The organism is Parabacteroides sp. TM07-1AC (genome assembly GCF_003480915.1).
Classification (GTDB): domain Bacteria; phylum Bacteroidota; class Bacteroidia; order Bacteroidales; family Tannerellaceae; genus Parabacteroides; species Parabacteroides chongii.
Map to the genome: position 1 here is coordinate 42,782 of NZ_QUKD01000010.1, position 18,292 is coordinate 61,073.

Here is an 18,292-nt window from a genome sequence, read left to right on the forward strand (position 1 = left end):
GGTCGATTTCAAAACATGAACTGAATCTACTAATATCATAAGTCTATGGCAAAAGTAACAAAAGAGGAAGCACTTCGGTATCACTCCGAAGGCAAGCCCGGAAAAATCGAAGTAATCCCGACAAAGCCCTATAGTACACAGACCGATCTATCACTGGCCTATTCACCCGGTGTAGCAGAGCCCTGTCTGGAAATTGAGAAGAATCCGCTCGATGCATACAAATATACATCCAAAGGAAACCTGGTTGCCGTTATCTCCAACGGAACAGCTGTCCTGGGATTGGGTAATATCGGTGCACTGGCCGGTAAACCGGTTATGGAAGGCAAAGGACTTCTCTTCAAGATCTTCGCCGGCATCGACGTGTTCGACATTGAAGTAAACGAAAAAGATCCCGATAAATTCATCGAGACAGTCAAGGCGATCGCCCCTACTTTCGGCGGTATCAACCTGGAAGACATCAAAGCACCCGAATGTTTTAAGATCGAGCAACGCCTGAAAGCGGAACTGGATATTCCGGTCATGCACGACGACCAGCACGGTACGGCTATCATCTCAGGAGCCGGCCTGGTCAACGCACTCGAAATAACCGGCAAAAAAATCGAAGACGTGAAGATCGTCGTCAACGGTGCCGGAGCAGCTTCCATCTCATGTACTAAACTATATGTGATGCTGGGAGCACGCAAAGAAAATATCATCATGTGCGACAGTAAAGGCGTTATCTCCACACATCGCACAGACCTGAACGAGTCGAAGAAAGAATTCGCTACGACAAAAGATATCAAGACACTGGAAGAAGCCGTTGTAGGTGCGGACGTATTCCTAGGCTTATCCGTTGCCAACGTCCTGACACAGGACATGGTACGCAGTATGAACGACAACCCGATCGTATTCGCGCTGGCAAACCCGAACCCGGAAATATCCTATGCTGATGCCATGGCTTCCCGCGAAGACATCATCTTTGCAACCGGACGTTCCGACTATCCGAACCAGATCAACAACGTACTGGGATTCCCGTATATCTTCCGCGGCGCATTGGACACACATGCCAAAGCGATCAACGAAGAGATGAAGCTGGCAGCCGTCCATGCCATCGCCGAGCTGGCAAAAGAGCCTGTTCCCGACGTTGTCAACGCTGCCTACAAACTGAAACGTACTACTTTCGGACGCGATTACATCCTGCCTAAAGCACTCGACCCGCGTTTGCTGACACGTGTATCCGTTGCCGTAGCCAAAGCAGCCATCGAATCGGGCGTTTCACGTAAGACTATCACCGACTGGGACGGCTATGCCAACCATCTGCGTGAAATGATGGGATACGATAACAAGATGCTTCGTTCCTTTACCGATATGGCAAAAGCCAATCCAAAACGTGTCGTATTTGCCGAAGCCAACCACGTCAATATGCTGAAAGCTGCCGTAGAAGCGAAAGCCGAAGGCATCTGCCATCCGATCCTGTTGGGTAATGAAGAGCGACTGGAAAAACTGGCAGCCGAAGAGAACCTCAGCCTGGAAGGCATCGAGATCGTCAATCTGCGCCATGACCGCGAAGAAGAACGCCGCGACCGTTATGCCCGTATCCTGTCGGAAAAAAGAGCACGCGAAGGCGTCACTTTCTCTGAAGCCCGCGAAAAGATGGTTGGTCGTAATGCATTCGGTATGATGATGGTAGCGACAGGTGATGCGGATGCATTCGTGACCGGTGTTTACAGCCGCTACTCGGAAGTAACGAAACTGGCAGAAGAGATTATCGGTATCCGCCCGTCCTATAAGCATTTCGGTGCCATGAACATTATGACTTGTAAGAAAGGTACTTTCTTTATTTCCGATACACTGATCAACCGCCATCCTTCCACGGAAGTATTGATCGACATTGCCCGTCTTACACATGATGCAGTCAAATTCTTCGCACACGATCCGGTAATGGCGATGTTGTCTTATTCCAACTTCGGTTCCGACAAGCAGGGCAGCCCGCAGAAAGTACACGATGCGATCGATTATCTGCACAAGAACCATCCGGAAATCATGATCGACGGAGAAATGCAGGTTAATTTCGCACTCGATAAGAAATTGCGTGACGATATGTACCCGTTCAACAAACTGAAAGGGAAGGATGTCAACGTCCTGGTATTCCCGAACCTGAGTTCCGCCAACAGTGCCTACAAGTTACTGGATGCACTGGGTATCACCGAAACGATCGGCCCGATCCAGATGGGATTGAACAAACCGATCCACTTCACCGACGTAGAAAGCTCCACACGCGACATTGTCAACCTGACTACTGTTGCCGTCGTAGATGCTATCGTACAGGAACAGATCGAAAAAGGAGAATAAAATAACCCATAAAACAAATGTCCGGATGATCATAGAGATATGATATCCGGACATTTTTATTTTTCAGCAACGACTGAACCTCAATTAAGCGATCCCCAACAACTCCACCTCAAAGATCAGGGTAGAAAATGCAGGTATCGGACCGGAAGCCCTGTTTCCATATCCGCAAGTATAAGGTATATAGACAATCCATTTATCTCCTGCATGCATTTGCTGAAGTGCAATCTGCCAGCCCTCTATGACCTGGTTCAAGCGAAAAGCCTCCGGACAATTCCGTTTATAGGAATTGTCAAATTCGCGCCCATCAATCAAAATCCCCCGATAATGAACGGAAACAACGCTATCCAAACGAGGCGAAACGGTCCCGTTCCCCTGCTCTATCACTTTGTATAATACCCCATCCGCCAACTTTTTCACACCTTCCTGCGAAGCGATTTCTTCCAGGTACTGCAGATTCTGCTCCTTATATTCTTCTTTTTTATTCTTTGCCATCTCAGTCAATCTTTCTTTTTTACTGCGCAAAGATAAGGCTTTCTTAAAAATGGCCCTAAATCTCGTTTAAAACGAGATAAAATTCATTTAAAACGAGCTGAAATTCGTTTTAAACAAGTATATAGCCCGTTTAAAACGAGTTTTCGTTCGTTTAAAACGAGAAAAAAGTTCCCCTATGACTATTGTCTGGTGAAAATAAGCCTCTTATTAAACCAAGCATGACTTTTTTGTGTTTATGTGTAGAATCTAAACAAAAAAGTTATGCACATAAGTACATGGTGTTATACTGTGCTTTGCCTTTTTCTGCCGATAACGCTGACGGCACAGGTGAAACATAAGTACCTCGATCACGCATTACCGGAAGCGTGGCAGGAGAACGACAGTAATTTCCAACAGACTTTGCCCGTTGAAGACAACTGGTGGAAGAATTTTGATGATCCGGTATTGGATTCCCTGATCGATGTAGCCGTGAAGCAGAACTATTCTGTGCAGATGGCAGCCGATCGTATCGCTATGGCAAAAGCCAACCTGCGCATACAACAGGGCAGTTATTCGCCTACACTGGGGCTCTCAGCCGGATGGAACCGGCAGCAGAGCAGCGGCAACACCAGCAGCCTGCCGCAGACAGTTACCCAGTATGCCGACGCTTCGCTCTCCATGAGCTGGGAACTGGATGTGTTCGGCAGTATCCGTAACCGTGTGAAAGCCCAGAAAGAAAACTTCGCAGCATCTAAAGAAGAGTACAACGCAGTCATGGTATCCCTTTGTGCCCAAGTCGCATCCGCTTATATCAATCTGCGTGAACTGCAACAGGAGGTCGATGTCGTAACGCAAAACTGCCTCTCCCAGCAGGCGGTCGTCGAGATCACGCAGAAAAGATATGAGACAGGACTGGTTTCAAAGCTCGACGTAGCACAGGCCCAGTCCGTCTATTACAGCACCAAAGCATCACTGCCCATGCTGGAAGCAGGCATCATCCGGTACACAAATGCACTGGCCGTCCTGATGGGACTTTACCCGCAAGATGTCAAAGGGTTGATCGACAGCCCCCGTCCCCTGCCCGACTATATCGAAACAGTCGGAATAGGCTTTCCGGCAAATCTCCTGCTTCGCCGTCCGGATATACGCTCTGCCGAACGCCAGGTAAATGCACAAGCTGCAACACTAGGGGCTTCGAAGTCCGACTGGTGGCCACAGATATTCGTCAAAGGTTCCATCGGATTCGCTTCGCATGACATCGATAAAATAGCCAATCACAACAGCCTGACCTACGAAATCGCACCCGCCATCTCCTGGAATTTCTTTCAGGGAGGTAAACTGGCACAGGCAACACGTCTGGCAAAAGCCCAGTTGGACGAGACGATCAGGCAATTCAATGAAACCGTCCTCACCTCCGTACAGGAAGTCGATAATGCGATGAGCTCGTACAAGAACTCGATTAAACAGATCGTCGCCCTCCGCGAAGTGGTCAACCAGGGACAACAGACACTCGACCTGTCCCTCGACCTCTACAAACAAGGGTTGACACCGTTCCAAAATGTACTGGATGCCCAACGCTCTCTGCTCACCTACGAGAATCAGCTGACCCAGGCTAAAGGAAATTCCCTTCTCGATCTGATCCAACTCTACCAGGCACTGGGCGGAGGATGGAGTAATTGATAATTAAAAATTGAAAGTTGAAAATTATGATAAAGACATTCGCCAAATACAGTCTAATCACCTTGTCGGTATTCGTTCTGGCATCGTGTAAAGGGAAAAAACAGCCGACGGAGACACAGGCTCCTTCCATCAGTGTAACAACACCGGAAGTCAAAGATATTACACTGACAAAAGATTATCCCGGTTATCTGAGCTCAGAATTAATGGTCAACCTAGTGGCCCGGGTAAACGGTTATCTTCAGACCTCGCACCTGGTAGCAGGCAGCAAAGTGAAAAAAGGAGATCTGATTTTCGTGATCGAACCCGATACTTATAAAGATAATGTGACACAGGCAGAGGCGGCACTCAAAACCTCCAAAGCGCAGCTCGATTACGCCCGCAGCAATTACGAGCGGATGAAAGAAGCGGCAAAAAGCGGGGCTGTCAGCCAGATCCAGGTCCTGCAGGCCCAATCGACCGTAGCCGAAATGGAAGCCTCCGTACGTAATGCGGAAGCCGGACTGAACACCGCCCGGACCAATCTGAGCTATTGCTATATCCGCGCCCCGTTCGACGGACGGATCACCCGAGCCAGTTACGATATCGGTAACTATATAAACGGAGCGGCCCAACCTATCACACTGGCGACTGTGTATAAAGACGACCTGATGTATGTAAACTTCAACATCGAGGACAACCAGTTTATGAAGATGATGATCACAGCCGCTCAAAACGACTCCACCGTGAAACTTCCCGAAACAATCTCCGTACACCTGGGAGATAACGGACGGCAGAACTACACAGGCCGGCTGGATTACCTTTCTCCCAACGTAGACCTCTCGACCGGGACACTGAATGTCCGCGCCAATCTCGATAATAAGGACGGGGAATTGAAAAGCGGATTATACGTCACCATCACCCTCCCTTACAGCGAGAAGAAAGACGCCGTCCTGGTGCGCGATGCCTCCATCGGTACCGACCAGCTGGGAAAATACCTTTATATCGTCAATGATTCCAATATCGTACGATACCGCCATATAGAACCGGGACAACTGGTGGACGACACGTTGCGGCAGGTCATCAGCGGGATCGAACCGAACGAACGTTACGTCACCACCGCTTTATTGAAAGTTAGGGACGGAATGAGTATTACCCCCATAAAATAAGAACGTCATGGTAAAATTCTTTATAAACAGACCGATCTTCGCCACCGTTCTTGCCCTGATCATTGTGGTAGCGGGATTGGTCACACTCAACGTATTACCCATCGCTCAATATCCGGATATCACACCGCCTACCGTACAGGTCTCGGCCGTTTATCCGGGGGCAGATGCACAAACGGTCTCACAGACCGTCGGATTACCGATCGAACAACAGGTGAACGGGGTGGACGGAATGCTCTATATGAGTTCCAATTCCTCCAGTTCAGGCGCCTATTCACTGACCATCACATTCGCAGTCGGTACGGATATCGACATGGCGACCGTCATGGTACAGAACCGTGTCAGCATTGCGCAAAGCAGCCTTCCGGAAGCCGTGATCGTACAAGGTATAACGACCCGCAAACAATCGTCGAATATTGTGATGATGCTTTCACTGACCTCTAAAGATCCCCTCTATGACGGGCTCTACCTGAGTAACTATGCCAGCCTGAACCTGACCGACCAATTGGCCCGTCTGCCGGGAGTCGGTTCGGTTAATGTCATGGGAGCCGGCAGTTACAGTATGCGTATCTGGCTCGATCCCGAAGTCATGCGTATCCGTAACCTGACACCCGATATGGTCTTTCAGGCCATCTCTACGCAGAACAGGCAGGTATCCGCCGGTTATGTCGGGCAACCGATCGCGCAGGCAAACAATCCTTACCAATATACCCTGACGGTAAAAGGTCGCCTGACCACTCCGGAAGAGTTCGGAAATATCATCATACGGACCGAACAAGGCGGCAAAATACTCCGCCTGAAAGATATAGCCAGCATCGAGTTGGGCAGTTCCTCTTACAATGTGACCTCCCAGCTAAAAGGACAACAGGCGGCAGCGATTGCCATCTACCAGTTACCGGGTTCCAACTCGCTGGAAGTATCCAAAGCCGTACGGGCGAAAATGGAAGAAATAGCCGCTACCCTGCCGCAAGGTGTTGAATATAACGTAACACTCGACACGACGGAAGTCATAAACGCCTCCATCGACGAAGTATTAGTAACCTTCCTGGAGACAACCGCATTGGTCGTCCTGGTTATCTTCCTGTTCCTCCAGAACTTCCGGGCAGTAATTATTCCTTGCCTCACCATCCCTGTTTCATTGATAGGAACACTGGCTGTAATGGGGGCGCTGGGATTCTCGGTCAATACCTTGACATTGTTCGGGTTGATACTGGCTATTGCCATTGTGGTGGATGATGCGATCGTGGTCGTCGAGAACTCGTCGCGATACATGGACACGGGGAAATATACGGCACGCGAAGCAGTGACCAAAGCGATGGGCGAGATTGTCGGACCGATCGTCGGTGTCGTACTGGTCTTATTGGCGGTATTTATCCCGACGACCTTTATTGGCGGTATCTCCGGGCAGCTTTACAAACAATTCGCCCTGACCATCGCAGCCGCAACCGTATTGAGCGGTATCAACTCACTGACGTTGACACCGGCTCTCTGTGCCTTATTCCTGCAAGTCACCAAAGATCCGACCTTTTTCGTATTCAAAGCGTTCAATAAAGTATATGACAAGACACAAAAGGTTTACGACGATGTGGTCGACCGCATGCTGAAACATCAGCTCGTCACACTGGTTATCTTCCTGATCGTCTCAGCCGCAGCAGCTATTATGTTCATACGCTGGCCGTCTACTTTCATTCCGGAAGAAGACGACGGTTACTTCCTGGTTTCAACCCAGTTGCCTCCGGCAGCCAGCCTGCCCCGTACACAGGAAGTAAGCCGGAAGATCAACAAGATACTCGACGGTTATCCGGAGGTCAAAACCTATATGGGTATCAGCGGTTTCTCCGTGATGGGAGGCGGCGAATTATCGAATGCCGGAACCTATTTCGTCGTACTGAAAAACTGGAATGAGCGGAAAGGGAAAGGCCATACGGCACAAGATGTCGTTACCCGCTTCAACCGGGAAGCCTACGGTATCCAGGAAGCGCAGATATTCGCCCTGGTCCCTCCTGCCATCCCCGGCCTGGGTGCTTCCGGCGGCCTGCAACTGCAACTGGAAGACCGCAAGAACCTGGGACCGACCGAAATGCAGCATGCCATCGAGACGCTGCTAGAAACCTATCATACCAAGCCTCAGCTCCTGAGTTTATCCAGTATGTATCAGGCCAATGTACCACAATATCGACTGAACATAGACCGCGATAAGGTACAGTTGTTGGGATTACAATTGAGTGATGTTTTCTCGACGTTGAGTTATTACATGGGAGCCGCTTATGTAAATGACTTTGTCGAGTTCGGACGTATCTACCAGGTGAAGATCGAAGCCAGCGGACAGGCCCAGAAAGTGATCGACGACGTTATGCGGTTAAGCCTGGAGAACAGTGCAGGTAAAATGGTTCCTTTCTCCGCCTTTACAGAAGCCGTACAACAATTGGGACTGGACCAGATCAACCTATATAATATGTATTCCTCCGCCTCCATCACCTGTATCGCCAACCCGAAATACAGTTCCGGAGAAGCCATACAGGCCATGGAAGAACTGATACAGGAACAACTGGGCGATAACTTCGGTTACGAATGGACCTCCGTCGCCTATCAGGAAACGAAAGCCGGATCGACTACGATCCTGATCTTCGGTATGGCATTACTGGTTGCCTTCCTCGTTCTTTCGGCACAGTACGAAAGTTGGACAAGCCCGCTGGCGGCCATCCTGGGATTGCCGATTGCGTTACTGGGTGCTATCCTGGGTTGCTTTATTATGGGCGTACCTGTCAGCGTCTACACTCAGATCGGTATTATTCTATTGATAGCCCTCTCCGCAAAGAACGGTATCCTGATCGTCGAGTTTGCCCGCGACTACCGTGCCGCCGGTAATTCCATCCGCGAATCGGCTCTCGAAGCCGGACACGTCCGCTTGCGCCCGATCCTGATGACTTCGTTTGCTTTCGTGTTGGGTGTTATGCCGTTGCTGTTCGCTACCGGAGCCGGAGCAGCCAGTCGTGTCTCATTGGGTGCAGCCGTTGTATTCGGTATGGCGATCAATACAATCTTCGCCACCGCTTTCATCCCAAGCTTCTACGAATGGATGCAAACCATCCAGGAAAAGTGGCTGGATAAAGCGTCGCCCAACAGCTCCGAGGGGAAGAAGTGATCCTTTCAGATCGTATTAGGGGACGCAGAAAACGCAGACGCTCGCAGACTTTTTATTTTCTTTTAAACAATAATTTATCTGCGTTACTCTGCGTTTTCTGCGCCATCTGCGTCCCCTAATACAAACCATTAATAAATAGCCCCTATGTACCTATCAAAATTACCTATTTGACTTCTGTTTAATAACATTTTACTTTTGTTGAGTAATCTAAAACAAATCACGTATAAGGTTGGTTACATGAATATTCAAGGTAAGATGTTGTCGGCTTTATACTAATAAAAAAATTATTTATGGAAAACAAAAAACTAACAGCAGCCAACGGTCGCCCCGTTGCAGACAATCAGAACTCACAGACAGTGGGTCCGCGCGGACAAATGGTGATACAAGATCCCTGGTTCCTGGAAAAACTAGCTCACTTCGACCGTGAAGTCATTCCTGAAAGACGTATGCATGCCAAAGGCTCCGGAGCATTCGGAACCTTTACCGTGACACACGACATTACTAAATACACAAAGGCTGTAATTTTTAGTGAAGTCGGTAAAAAGACAGACTGTTTCGTCCGCTTCTCTACCGTTGCCGGCGAACGCGGAGCTGCAGATGCAGAACGCGATATTCGTGGTTTCGCCATGAAGTTTTACACAGAAGAAGGTAACTGGGATTTAGTCGGAAACAATACACCGGTATTTTTCCTGCGCGATCCGTTAAAGTTCCCCGACCTTAACCACGCCGTCAAAAGAGATCCGAAAACAAACATGCGCAGTGCAAACAACAACTGGGATTTCTGGACATTGCTTCCGGAAGCATTACACCAGGTTACCATTACCATGAGTTCTCGCGGTATCCCTTATTCTTATCGCCACATGCACGGTTTCGGTAGCCATACATATAGCTTTATCAATGCCAAGAACGAACGTATCTGGGTGAAGTTCCACCTGAAAACATTGCAGGGAATCAAGAACCTGACCGACCAGGAAGCGGAAGCGATCATCGCAAAAGACCGTGAATCGCACCAGCGTGACCTGTTTGAAAGCATTGAAAAAGGTGATTTCCCCAGATGGAAATTCCAGATCCAGCTGATGACGGAAGAACAGGCAGAAAACTACCGTATCAATCCGTTCGACCTGACAAAGGTATGGCCGCACGGCGACTTCCCGCTGCACGACGTTGGTATCCTCGAACTGAACCGTAATCCGGAAAACTATTTCGCAGATGTGGAACAAGCTGCCTTCAACCCGATCAATACGATAGAAGGTATCGGTTTCTCTCCGGATAAAATGCTTCAGGGCCGTCTGTTCTCTTATGGTGATGCACAGCGTTATCGCCTGGGTGTAAACTCTGAACAAATACCAGTAAACAGACCTCGTTGTCCTTTCCATGCTTACCATCGCGACGGAGCTATGCGCGTAGACGGTAACTACGGTTCTGCCAAAGGATATGAACCGAACAGCTACGGCGAATGGCAGGATTCTCCCGAAAAGAAAGAACCGCCTTTGAAAGCCAACGGCGATATCTACAATTACAACGAACGCGAATACGATGACGATTATTACAGCCAGCCGGGCGACCTCTTCCGTCTGATGCCTGCCGACGAACAGCAGCTCCTGTTCGAAAACACTGCCCGTCAGATCGGTGGAGCCGAATTGTTCATCCAGCAACGTCACGTACGCAACTGTTACAAAGCCGATCCGGCCTATGGCAAAGGTATTGCCGATGCACTCGGCATCAGCCTGGAAGATGCTTTGAAAGAAACAAGATAGTTTAAGCAACCCCTTGATAAGCTCTGTTCAAAAAAAGAATGCCCACGATACCGGATGGTAAAGGGGCATTCTTCATTTTATTTTGAAAGAAATCAATCAAACATATGCCTGAATTTGCTGAATATCTTCTCTTTCATCGTACGGTTCGGCTGAAAGTTAGGTGAGTTTTCCAAACCGGTCAATGTTTCTTTTTCTGATGCGGACAACGTTTCCGGGATATATACACTTACATTAACCAACAAGTCGCCTGTCCCGTAACTGTTCACCGAAGGAAGTCCTTTGTTCCGCAGACGAAGTACTTTACCCGGTTGTGTACCCGGTTCGATTTTCACCTTCGCCTTACCATCGATAGTCGGAACTTCAACATTTCCTCCCAAGGCAGCCTGAGGTACGCTGAGTAACAGATTATATAACAAATCGTTCTCATCACGGATCAATTCCGGATGCGGCTCTTCTTCGATCAGGATCAACAGGTCACCGTTTATACCTCCATGACGGGCAGCATTTCCTTTACCACTCATCGACAGTTGCATACCTTCTGCAACACCAGCCGGAATATTGATTGTAATGATGTCGTCATCACGCATGATACCTTCACCGTTACATTCACTACATTTCTTTGTGATGATTTTTCCTTCACCCCCACAAGTCGGACAAGTAGACTGTGTCTGCATCTGTCCCAGGATCGTATTGGCAATACGGGTTACGACACCGCTACCATGGCATGTATCACAGGTTTTGCTGCTATGATCATCCTCGGCACCACTCCCGTGGCATTTGCTACAAGGAACATATTTCTTAACCTTTATCTTCTTTTCCACTCCGTTAGCGATCTCTTTCAGGTTCAGCTTTACCTTCACACGCAAATCTGACCCGCGGTTCACACGACGGCCGCCACGTGAGCCACCGCCAAAACCACCGAAACCGCCAAATCCGCCAAAGTGTCCGCCAAAGATGTCTCCGAACTGAGAGAATATATCTTCCATTGACATTCCGGCTCCACCAAAGCCACCTCCCTGAGAAGCACCTCCTACTCCGGCGTGTCCGAACTGGTCATAACGCTGACGTTTCTGTGCATCGCTCAGTATGTCATACGCTTCGGCAGCTTCCTTGAATTTCTCCTCTGCTTCCTTGTCACCAGGGTTCTTGTCCGGGTGGAACTGGATCGCTTTTTTTCGATATGCTTTCTTAATTTCTTCTACTGTGGCGGTTTTTGACACCTCCAGCACTTCGTAATAATCTCTTTTAGCCATCTTTGTATTTGTTGTTATTTGCTCTCCGGCATGTTGCTTATTCTCCTACTACTACTTTAGCGTGACGAAGCACTCTATCATTCAAAGTATAACCGGTCTGTACACAATCCAGGATCTTTCCCTTCAAGCCAGGTTCCGGAGCAGGAATAGTAGCTACAGCTTCAAACATTTCGGTGTCGAATGGTTGACCTACCGCTTCAATAGCTTTTACTCCCTGCTGGGCCAGATAAGCCATAAATTTGGAATAGATAAGCTCTACTCCTTCTTTCACGGCTTCCACATCCTCCGAGTTGCGGATGTTCTGCAATGCACGTTCAAAATCATCTACAACCGGAAGCAAGTTCTTCAGGGCGGCTTCACCACCATTTTTGATCAGGTCTGCCTTTTCACGCAAAGTACGTTTACGGTAATTGTCGAATTCTGCCATCAAACGAAGATGAGAGTCGTTCAATTCGTTATACTTCTTTTTCAACTCTTCCAGTTCTTCGGTCACAATGTCAGTCTGCGCACATTCTTCTGCCGCATTTTCCTGTTCCTGCTGCAAATTTGTCGCTTCTTCGTTGTTCTGACACTCATTCTTTCCAGCCGTTTCTTTCTTTCCGTTAAAATTCATCTTGCTCATAACTATCTTATTTTTTTTATTATTACCTAATTGTCAGCATAATACGACAACCTTCATCTACTAACATTCTGTATGTAGAAAAAGTTATCCCGATGATCATACACCGGAATAACATCAAATATGCTGCCAACTATTCATACTCAACAAAAATATCTTTACCTTTGCCTATACATTTAGGTATAAACAGGTATTATTAATACTATAATAGAATTACTGGCATGATGAAAAGAGTTGTTTTATCCATATTACTGTTGTTTGCAATCTTAACCGGCTATGCACAGAACCGGAACGCGTCGATCTGTAGATTAGGATTTACTTACGATATCAGTCAAAGTAATAACTGGGGAAAATATAAACCCGTTGTTACAGGGGTTATCCCTTATTCTTCGGCAGAACTTGCAGGAGTAAAACAGGGTGACATCCTGGAAGCAATAGACGGAGTGCAATCGGCTGAAGTCTCTCCGCAGGAAATTGAGGAGCTATTGAATCCTGCCGGTAAAAACGATGTGATACTGACTATCTCCAATCTTGCTGTACCGACCAAGCAGGTGATGGTAAAGAAAGATTGCAAGAAGGTCAACTCGATCACGGAAGATCAGCTGGCATCGGCTTTTTCCATGTACAGCCTGGAGACTACCAGCGAACGGAACTTCACCTGTCCGTTCAAGACTGTAGTAACACCGGATTCTGTCAGCTTTGGCAAATTCAAGACATTTGCTTTCGCTTCGATCGACGAAAACAACCGGAAACTGGAAACGGCTATCAACGAATGTATCGAAAAGGAAATGACCAAGAAAGGCATGGTGGTAGACATCACCCAGCCGGATATCCTGATACAAACATTCTACTTCTTCGACAAGAATCCCAATTTCAAGGGAGTGAACAAAATAATGATAGAGAAGGAACCGACCTATCGTTATAATTATACGTTGAGTAAAATGGATACATTCCCGTTCCTGGGTAATTCGGCTGCAGAAGCGGAAGCGGAATATTTGCTGCAATTCGGATTCCGCATGATCGACCAGGCTTTCGTTCCGGGACGTATCCTATGGGAATGCGAAGCAAACGAACTGCTGGAAGACTCCTACAAACTGGAAGAATATGCCCGTGTACATGTGCCGTTGATGCTGATGCAGTATCCGTATGTAAAATACGGCAGGAACGTATTATATAAGGTCAATCAAAAGACCTATAATTACACAGGTATCAGCTATGACATCGACCGCCTGGAACTGATTACGGACGTCGACCGTAATTCGCCGGCTTATGCAGCCGGACTGCGTCCGCGAGATGTGATCGAGAGGATCAACGATAACAAGATGAATTATTCCGCCGAAGAATTTACAGCAGGCTATAAGAACTTCATTTCCAAAACAATGAAATACCGTGACCCCAAAACACAGTTCACGGATGCCAATGGTTTCAAACGCTGTATGTACTGGGATACATTCAACTACCCTAAAGTAGCCGACGCTTTACAAAGTTCCGGCAATGTAGGAGCCTTCTCCTACTTATTTTATTATGCTCCCTATGTCAATCCGGCAGGAAACAATGCCTGTACGTTCGATATCAAACGGGGCAAGAACAAAATGGAAATCATCGTCCGCCCTACTATCCGCAGAGAGGTTACGGTGGAGATAAAATAAGCATATAAATTAACGTGATATACCCACAAAACTTTGAACAAAAAACGGGGTTCGATAAAGTTCGCCGTTTAATTTCCGATAAATGTTTAAGCCCGCTGGGACAAGAGCGGGTCGCAGAGATGGAATTCTCTGCCGATTATACAACCGTTATTGAACGCCTGGAACAGACAGATGAATTTGTCCGTATCCTGCATGGAGAAGTTGAGTTTCCTGCCAGTTTCTTTTTCGATGTGCGTTATTCACTGAAAAGAATACGCCCCGAAGGGACCTGGCTGGATGAAAAGGAGCTGTTCGACCTGAAGCGTTCACTGCAGACCATCAACGACATCGTCCGTTTCTTCCGTCCGACAGACGAGGAAGAAATCGCTTATCCAGCCCTGACGGCATTGGCGGGTGACATACTGGTGTTTCCGCAGCTGATCGGAAAGATCGACTCCATTCTCGACAAGTTCGGGAAAGTGAAAGACAATGCCTCGCCTACCCTGGCACAGATCCGAAAAGAGATCACGGCAACGATGAGCGGTATTTCCCGCAGCCTGCAATCCATCCTGCGAAACGCCCAATCGGAAGGTGTGGTCGATAAGGACGTGACGCCGACCATGCGTGACGGTCGTCTGATGATCCCTGTCGCTCCGGCTTTCAAAAGGAAGATTAAGGGTATCGTGCATGATGAGTCGGCAAGCGGTAAAACGGTCTTCATCGAGCCGGAAGTGGTTGTGGAAGCCAATAACCGGGTACGGGAGCTGGAAGGCGACGAACGCCGGGAGATCATGAAGATCCTGACGGAATTTACCAATATCGTACGTCCCATGGTGCCGGATATCCTGCAATCGTATGAGTTCATGGCGGATATCGATTTTATCCGTGCCAAAGCTCTTTTTGCAGAGCAAGTGAAAGGGATCAAGCCGGTGGTCGAGAATATACAGCAAGTAGACTGGGCGCGTGCCGTCCATCCGCTGCTTTACCTCTCCCTACAGAAACAGGACAAACAGGTTATTCCGCTCGATATCACTTTGACCGAAGAGAAACGCATACTGATCATTTCCGGACCGAACGCCGGCGGTAAATCCGTTTGTCTGAAGACGGTGGGACTGCTGCAATATATGTTGCAGTGCGGTCTGCTGATCCCGCTGCACGAAAGTTCGCGTACCGGGATATTTGCCAGTATCTTCATCGATATCGGCGACGAGCAGAGCATCGAGAACGACCTGAGTACCTATAGTTCCCACCTGACCAATATGAAGCATTTCGTCAGGAACTGTAACGAAAAGACGATCATCCTGATCGACGAGTTCGGTAGCGGTACGGAACCCCAGATAGGCGGTGCGATAGCCGAAGCACTGCTCGACCGGTTCAACCGGAACCGCAGCTTCGGCGTGATCACGACCCACTATCAGAACCTGAAACATTTTGCAGAAGATACAGAGGGGATCGTAAACGGTGCCATGCTGTATGACCGCCATCTGATGCAACCGCTGTTCAAGCTGTCGATCGGAAATCCGGGAAGCTCGTTTGCCGTCGAGATTGCACGAAAGATCGGGTTGCCGGAAGATGTGATTGCAGATGCTTCCGCCAAAGTCGGTTCCGATTATATCGACATGGATAAATACCTGCAGGACATTGTCCGGGACAAACGTTACTGGGAAAGCAAGCGCCAGAATATCCGCCAGCGCGAAAAGAAACTGGAGGATATCACCGAGCGTTATGAAAAAGACCTGGCAGAGGTAAACAAACAGCGGAAAGAGATCATGCGCGAAGCCAAGGCGGAAGCACAACGTATCCTTTCGGAAGCCAATGCCAAGATAGAGAACACCATCCGTGAGATCAAGGAGGCACAGGCTGAAAAGGAACAGACCAAACTGGCACGCAAAGCACTGGATGAGTTCAAGGCTTCGGTCAGCTCCACCGGAGAAGAAGACGATAAGATCGCCCGCAAGATGGCGAAGCTGCAGGAACGGAAAGAGCGCAAGAAGCAAAAGCAGAATGCACCGGCCAAACCGGTATTCAACCGCGACGTGATCGAGGTCGGCGATAATGTCCGCCTGAAAGGACAGGTTTCGGCAGGTACGGTGATGGAGCTTCAAGGCAAGCAGGCTGTCGTGGCATTCGGGATGATCAAAAGTACCGTCAAACTGGAGCAGCTGGAAAAGGTCAGCAAAGGTCAGATCAAGAAAGAAATCCAGAAAAGTACGTTCGTCAGCTCGGATACGGCCGACCATATGCACGAAAAGAAATTGAACTTTAAGCAGGAAATAGATGTTAGAGGTATGAGGGGCGATGAAGCACTACAAACTGTCACCTATTTCATCGACGATGCCATCCAGGTCGGAGCATCTAAGGTACGTATCCTGCATGGCACGGGTACAGGTATCCTGCGGCAACTGATACGCGATTATCTGCATTCAGTGCCGGGTGTCCGCCATTACCACGATGAGCATGTCCAACTGGGAGGTGCCGGTATCACTGTTGTGGAACTGGATTAAACAATTATATGCATGAGACGAAAAGAGGCTACATATCTGCACAAGCGCAGACATATTTCAAACCGGCATCTGTCGGACAAATATTACTATGCCGGAGAGCATGAGACTGCTACCGATATTCGTCTCACGCAATACAACCAGGATACACTTCATACCAGCGAGGTCAAAAAAGGAACCACGACTTTCGGCAAGCTGGTGGATCCGAATAAGATCAACTGGTTTCAGGTTAGCGGACTGACCGACTCAGATACCATCACGCGTATCGTAAAAGAGTTCGGACTGCATAACCTGGATGCCAAAGATATATTGACCCCCCAGCACGTCGTAAAGATCGAGGAGTATGCGAACCACGTGCTCATTATCCTGAACTCCAGCTACTACGATGCCAATATGGAGATACATTCCGAACATATCAGCATCCTGGTGACGGGCAATGTGGTTATCACGTTCACCGAAAGTAACAATCCGGTGTTTGCCAATACAATGAAAGCGCTGGAATCGGATATGTTGAGCCTGCGGAAAAAAGGCAGCGGACTGCTGCTCGCTTTCCTGTTGAATACGATCATCGCCAATTTGGTCGAGACGGCTTCCAAGGTGGAGGAAATGCTGGAAGATATCGAAGAGACATTACTCGATATCAAAAGCGACCAGGGAAATATGGGCTCGATGATCCAGCAGCGCCGGCACGAATACATGCTTATCCGTAAAAACAGCCAGCCTCTGAAAGAACAATTCCCCAAACTGCTGCGCACCGAGAACGGGATAATCACTCCCGACATGCTCCCGGTATATACAGACCTGTCAGACCAGTTGCAATTCGTTATACAGACAACTGAAAGTTGCCGGGAAATCATATCTTCCCTGGTAGACCTGTATATCTCCAACAACGACCTGCGCATGAACGCGATCATGAAACGGCTGACAGTCGTATCGACCCTGTTCATCCCATTGACCTTCCTGGTAGGCGTATGGGGGATGAACTTCAAACTCATGCCCGAACTGGACTGGGAATACGGCTATGGCATCGCCTGGGGAGTCATGTTCCTGACCGGCCTACTGACCTGGATATATATGCGGAAAAAGGACTGGTTTTAAAGTCCGTAATTCTTTTTGAACTGATAATATGTATTTCTGGAAACGTTGAAGTGCTTACAGATCATGACAATCGTATCTCCCCTTTCAAGCATATTCATGACCTCTTCCTTATTGGCATCCAGCATCGACTGCTTGGCATCGGTACCTTTCGGACGTCCCAGTTGCAGACCTTCCTTATCCTTCTTGTGATTCAGTGCCTCTTTTGTCCGGACAGACATCAGATGATGCTCGATATCCGAAACCAGGTTACAGGTATTCGAAACAACCTCCATATTCACGCTGTCATCCAACAGATAGCGGTCATTTATACTATATACATGAATGCCCCGCGCCATACACTTCGCCAAAAGGGTCATTACTTCCGACAGGGTACGACCAAACCGGGCGATATCCGTCACGATCACCTTGTCGCCCTTTTTCATCCTGTCCATTATCCGGAATAAGGCAGGTTCGCTCTCTTTTCTCCTTCCGTCTACTATATCAGTTATCCATTTACTGATTTCCAAACCATTTGCTGACGCATAACGAGTAATTTCATCTTTTTGTGTTTCAAGATGTTGCTTGTCAATAGTTACTCTCAAATAAGCTATTACCATAAAACTTCTGCTACTTACTATTTTGAATGTACAAAATATCATTTTTTGTTCACGCGGTGAAGATACAATAA

12 protein-coding genes are annotated in these 18,292 nt (G+C 48.2%); 8 read left to right on the plus strand and 4 right to left on the minus strand.

Translation table 11 applies throughout. From position 1 onward, the window contains the following. Positions 1-45: 45 nt before the first annotated feature. Complete coding sequence (locus DXD68_RS18345) at positions 46-2,331, plus strand: NADP-dependent malic enzyme (protein WP_122362957.1); 2,286 nt, start codon at positions 46-48, stop codon at positions 2,329-2,331. An 84-nt stretch (positions 2,332-2,415) separates the two neighbouring features. On the opposite strand, the gene DXD68_RS18350 is transcribed toward DXD68_RS18345, so the two are convergent. Then, positions 2,416-2,853: an FKBP-type peptidyl-prolyl cis-trans isomerase gene (locus tag DXD68_RS18350; RefSeq protein WP_255419290.1), complete on the minus strand. Its 438-nt coding sequence runs from the start codon at positions 2,851-2,853 to the stop codon at positions 2,416-2,418. Between the two features lie 231 nt (positions 2,854-3,084). Here DXD68_RS18350 and DXD68_RS18355 point away from each other — a divergent pair, with 231 nt between their 5' ends. The 4 genes from DXD68_RS18355 to DXD68_RS18370 all read left to right on the plus strand — a co-directional run bounded on the left by DXD68_RS18355 (position 3,085) and on the right by DXD68_RS18370 (position 10,526). Further along, positions 3,085-4,482: an efflux transporter outer membrane subunit gene (locus tag DXD68_RS18355; protein WP_122362959.1), complete on the plus strand. Its 1,398-nt coding sequence runs from the start codon at positions 3,085-3,087 to the stop codon at positions 4,480-4,482. Between the two features lie 26 nt (positions 4,483-4,508). Continuing rightward, the gene (locus DXD68_RS18360; protein WP_199715749.1) at positions 4,509-5,627 is read left to right on the plus strand and encodes an efflux RND transporter periplasmic adaptor subunit; all 1,119 of its coding nucleotides are present in this window, start codon (positions 4,509-4,511) and stop codon (positions 5,625-5,627) included. Positions 5,628-5,634: 7 nt separating this feature from the next. Further along, positions 5,635-8,769: an efflux RND transporter permease subunit gene (locus DXD68_RS18365; RefSeq protein ID WP_122362960.1), complete on the plus strand. Its 3,135-nt coding sequence runs from the start codon at positions 5,635-5,637 to the stop codon at positions 8,767-8,769. Positions 8,770-9,059: 290 nt separating this feature from the next. After that, positions 9,060-10,526 carry a catalase gene (locus DXD68_RS18370; protein WP_075557238.1) on the plus strand — a complete coding sequence of 489 codons (1,467 nt, stop codon included), beginning with the start codon at positions 9,060-9,062 and terminating at the stop codon, positions 10,524-10,526. A gap of 92 nt (positions 10,527-10,618) precedes the next feature. Here DXD68_RS18370 and dnaJ read toward each other — a convergent pair whose 3' ends face one another. Next, positions 10,619-11,779 (minus strand): molecular chaperone DnaJ, encoded by a 1,161-nt coding sequence (gene dnaJ / locus DXD68_RS18375; protein ID WP_122362961.1) that lies wholly within the window; start codon positions 11,777-11,779, stop codon positions 10,619-10,621. 37 nt (positions 11,780-11,816) lie between these two features. Continuing rightward, positions 11,817-12,401 (minus strand): nucleotide exchange factor GrpE, encoded by a 585-nt coding sequence (locus DXD68_RS18380; RefSeq protein WP_122362962.1) that lies wholly within the window; start codon positions 12,399-12,401, stop codon positions 11,817-11,819. Positions 12,402-12,619: 218 nt separating this feature from the next. Between DXD68_RS18380 and DXD68_RS18385 the strand changes: the two genes are divergently transcribed. Genes DXD68_RS18385 through corA form a run of 3 tightly spaced genes read left to right on the plus strand, consistent with a single transcriptional unit; the run spans position 12,620 to position 17,625 of the window. After that, complete coding sequence (locus DXD68_RS18385) at positions 12,620-14,047, plus strand: DUF4136 domain-containing protein (RefSeq protein WP_199715751.1); 1,428 nt, start codon at positions 12,620-12,622, stop codon at positions 14,045-14,047. A gap of 14 nt (positions 14,048-14,061) precedes the next feature. Next, positions 14,062-16,530: an endonuclease MutS2 gene (locus DXD68_RS18390; protein WP_122362963.1), complete on the plus strand. Its 2,469-nt coding sequence runs from the start codon at positions 14,062-14,064 to the stop codon at positions 16,528-16,530. Between the two features lie 12 nt (positions 16,531-16,542). Further along, on the plus strand, positions 16,543-17,625 hold the full coding sequence (gene corA / locus DXD68_RS18395; protein ID WP_122362964.1) for a magnesium/cobalt transporter CorA: 1,083 nt from the start codon (positions 16,543-16,545) through the stop codon (positions 17,623-17,625). Here corA and DXD68_RS18400 read toward each other — a convergent pair. Continuing rightward, on the minus strand, positions 17,622-18,221 hold the full coding sequence (locus DXD68_RS18400) for a recombinase family protein (RefSeq protein WP_122362965.1): 600 nt from the start codon (positions 18,219-18,221) through the stop codon (positions 17,622-17,624). The two genes, corA and DXD68_RS18400, sit on opposite strands and share 4 nt — an antisense overlap. Between the last annotated feature and the right edge of the window lie 71 nt (positions 18,222-18,292).

Bases quoted from the DNA above. Each gene is read 5' to 3' on its own strand.
- DXD68_RS18345 (WP_122362957.1), top strand. From the start codon at position 46: ATGGCAAAAGTAACAAAAGAGGAAGCACTTCGGTATCACTCCGAAGGC.
- DXD68_RS18355 (WP_122362959.1), top strand. From the start codon at position 3,085: ATGCACATAAGTACATGGTGTTATACTGTGCTTTGCCTTTTTCTGCCG.
- DXD68_RS18360 (WP_199715749.1), top strand. From the start codon at position 4,509: ATGATAAAGACATTCGCCAAATACAGTCTAATCACCTTGTCGGTATTC.
- DXD68_RS18365 (WP_122362960.1), top strand. From the start codon at position 5,635: ATGGTAAAATTCTTTATAAACAGACCGATCTTCGCCACCGTTCTTGCC.
- DXD68_RS18370 (WP_075557238.1), top strand. From the start codon at position 9,060: ATGGAAAACAAAAAACTAACAGCAGCCAACGGTCGCCCCGTTGCAGAC.
- dnaJ (WP_122362961.1), bottom strand. From the start codon at position 11,779: ATGGCTAAAAGAGATTATTACGAAGTGCTGGAGGTGTCAAAAACCGCC.
- DXD68_RS18380 (WP_122362962.1), bottom strand. From the start codon at position 12,401: ATGAGCAAGATGAATTTTAACGGAAAGAAAGAAACGGCTGGAAAGAAT.
- DXD68_RS18385 (WP_199715751.1), top strand. From the start codon at position 12,620: ATGATGAAAAGAGTTGTTTTATCCATATTACTGTTGTTTGCAATCTTA.
- corA (WP_122362964.1), top strand. From the start codon at position 16,543: ATGAGACGAAAAGAGGCTACATATCTGCACAAGCGCAGACATATTTCA.
- DXD68_RS18400 (WP_122362965.1), bottom strand. From the start codon at position 18,221: ATGGTAATAGCTTATTTGAGAGTAACTATTGACAAGCAACATCTTGAA.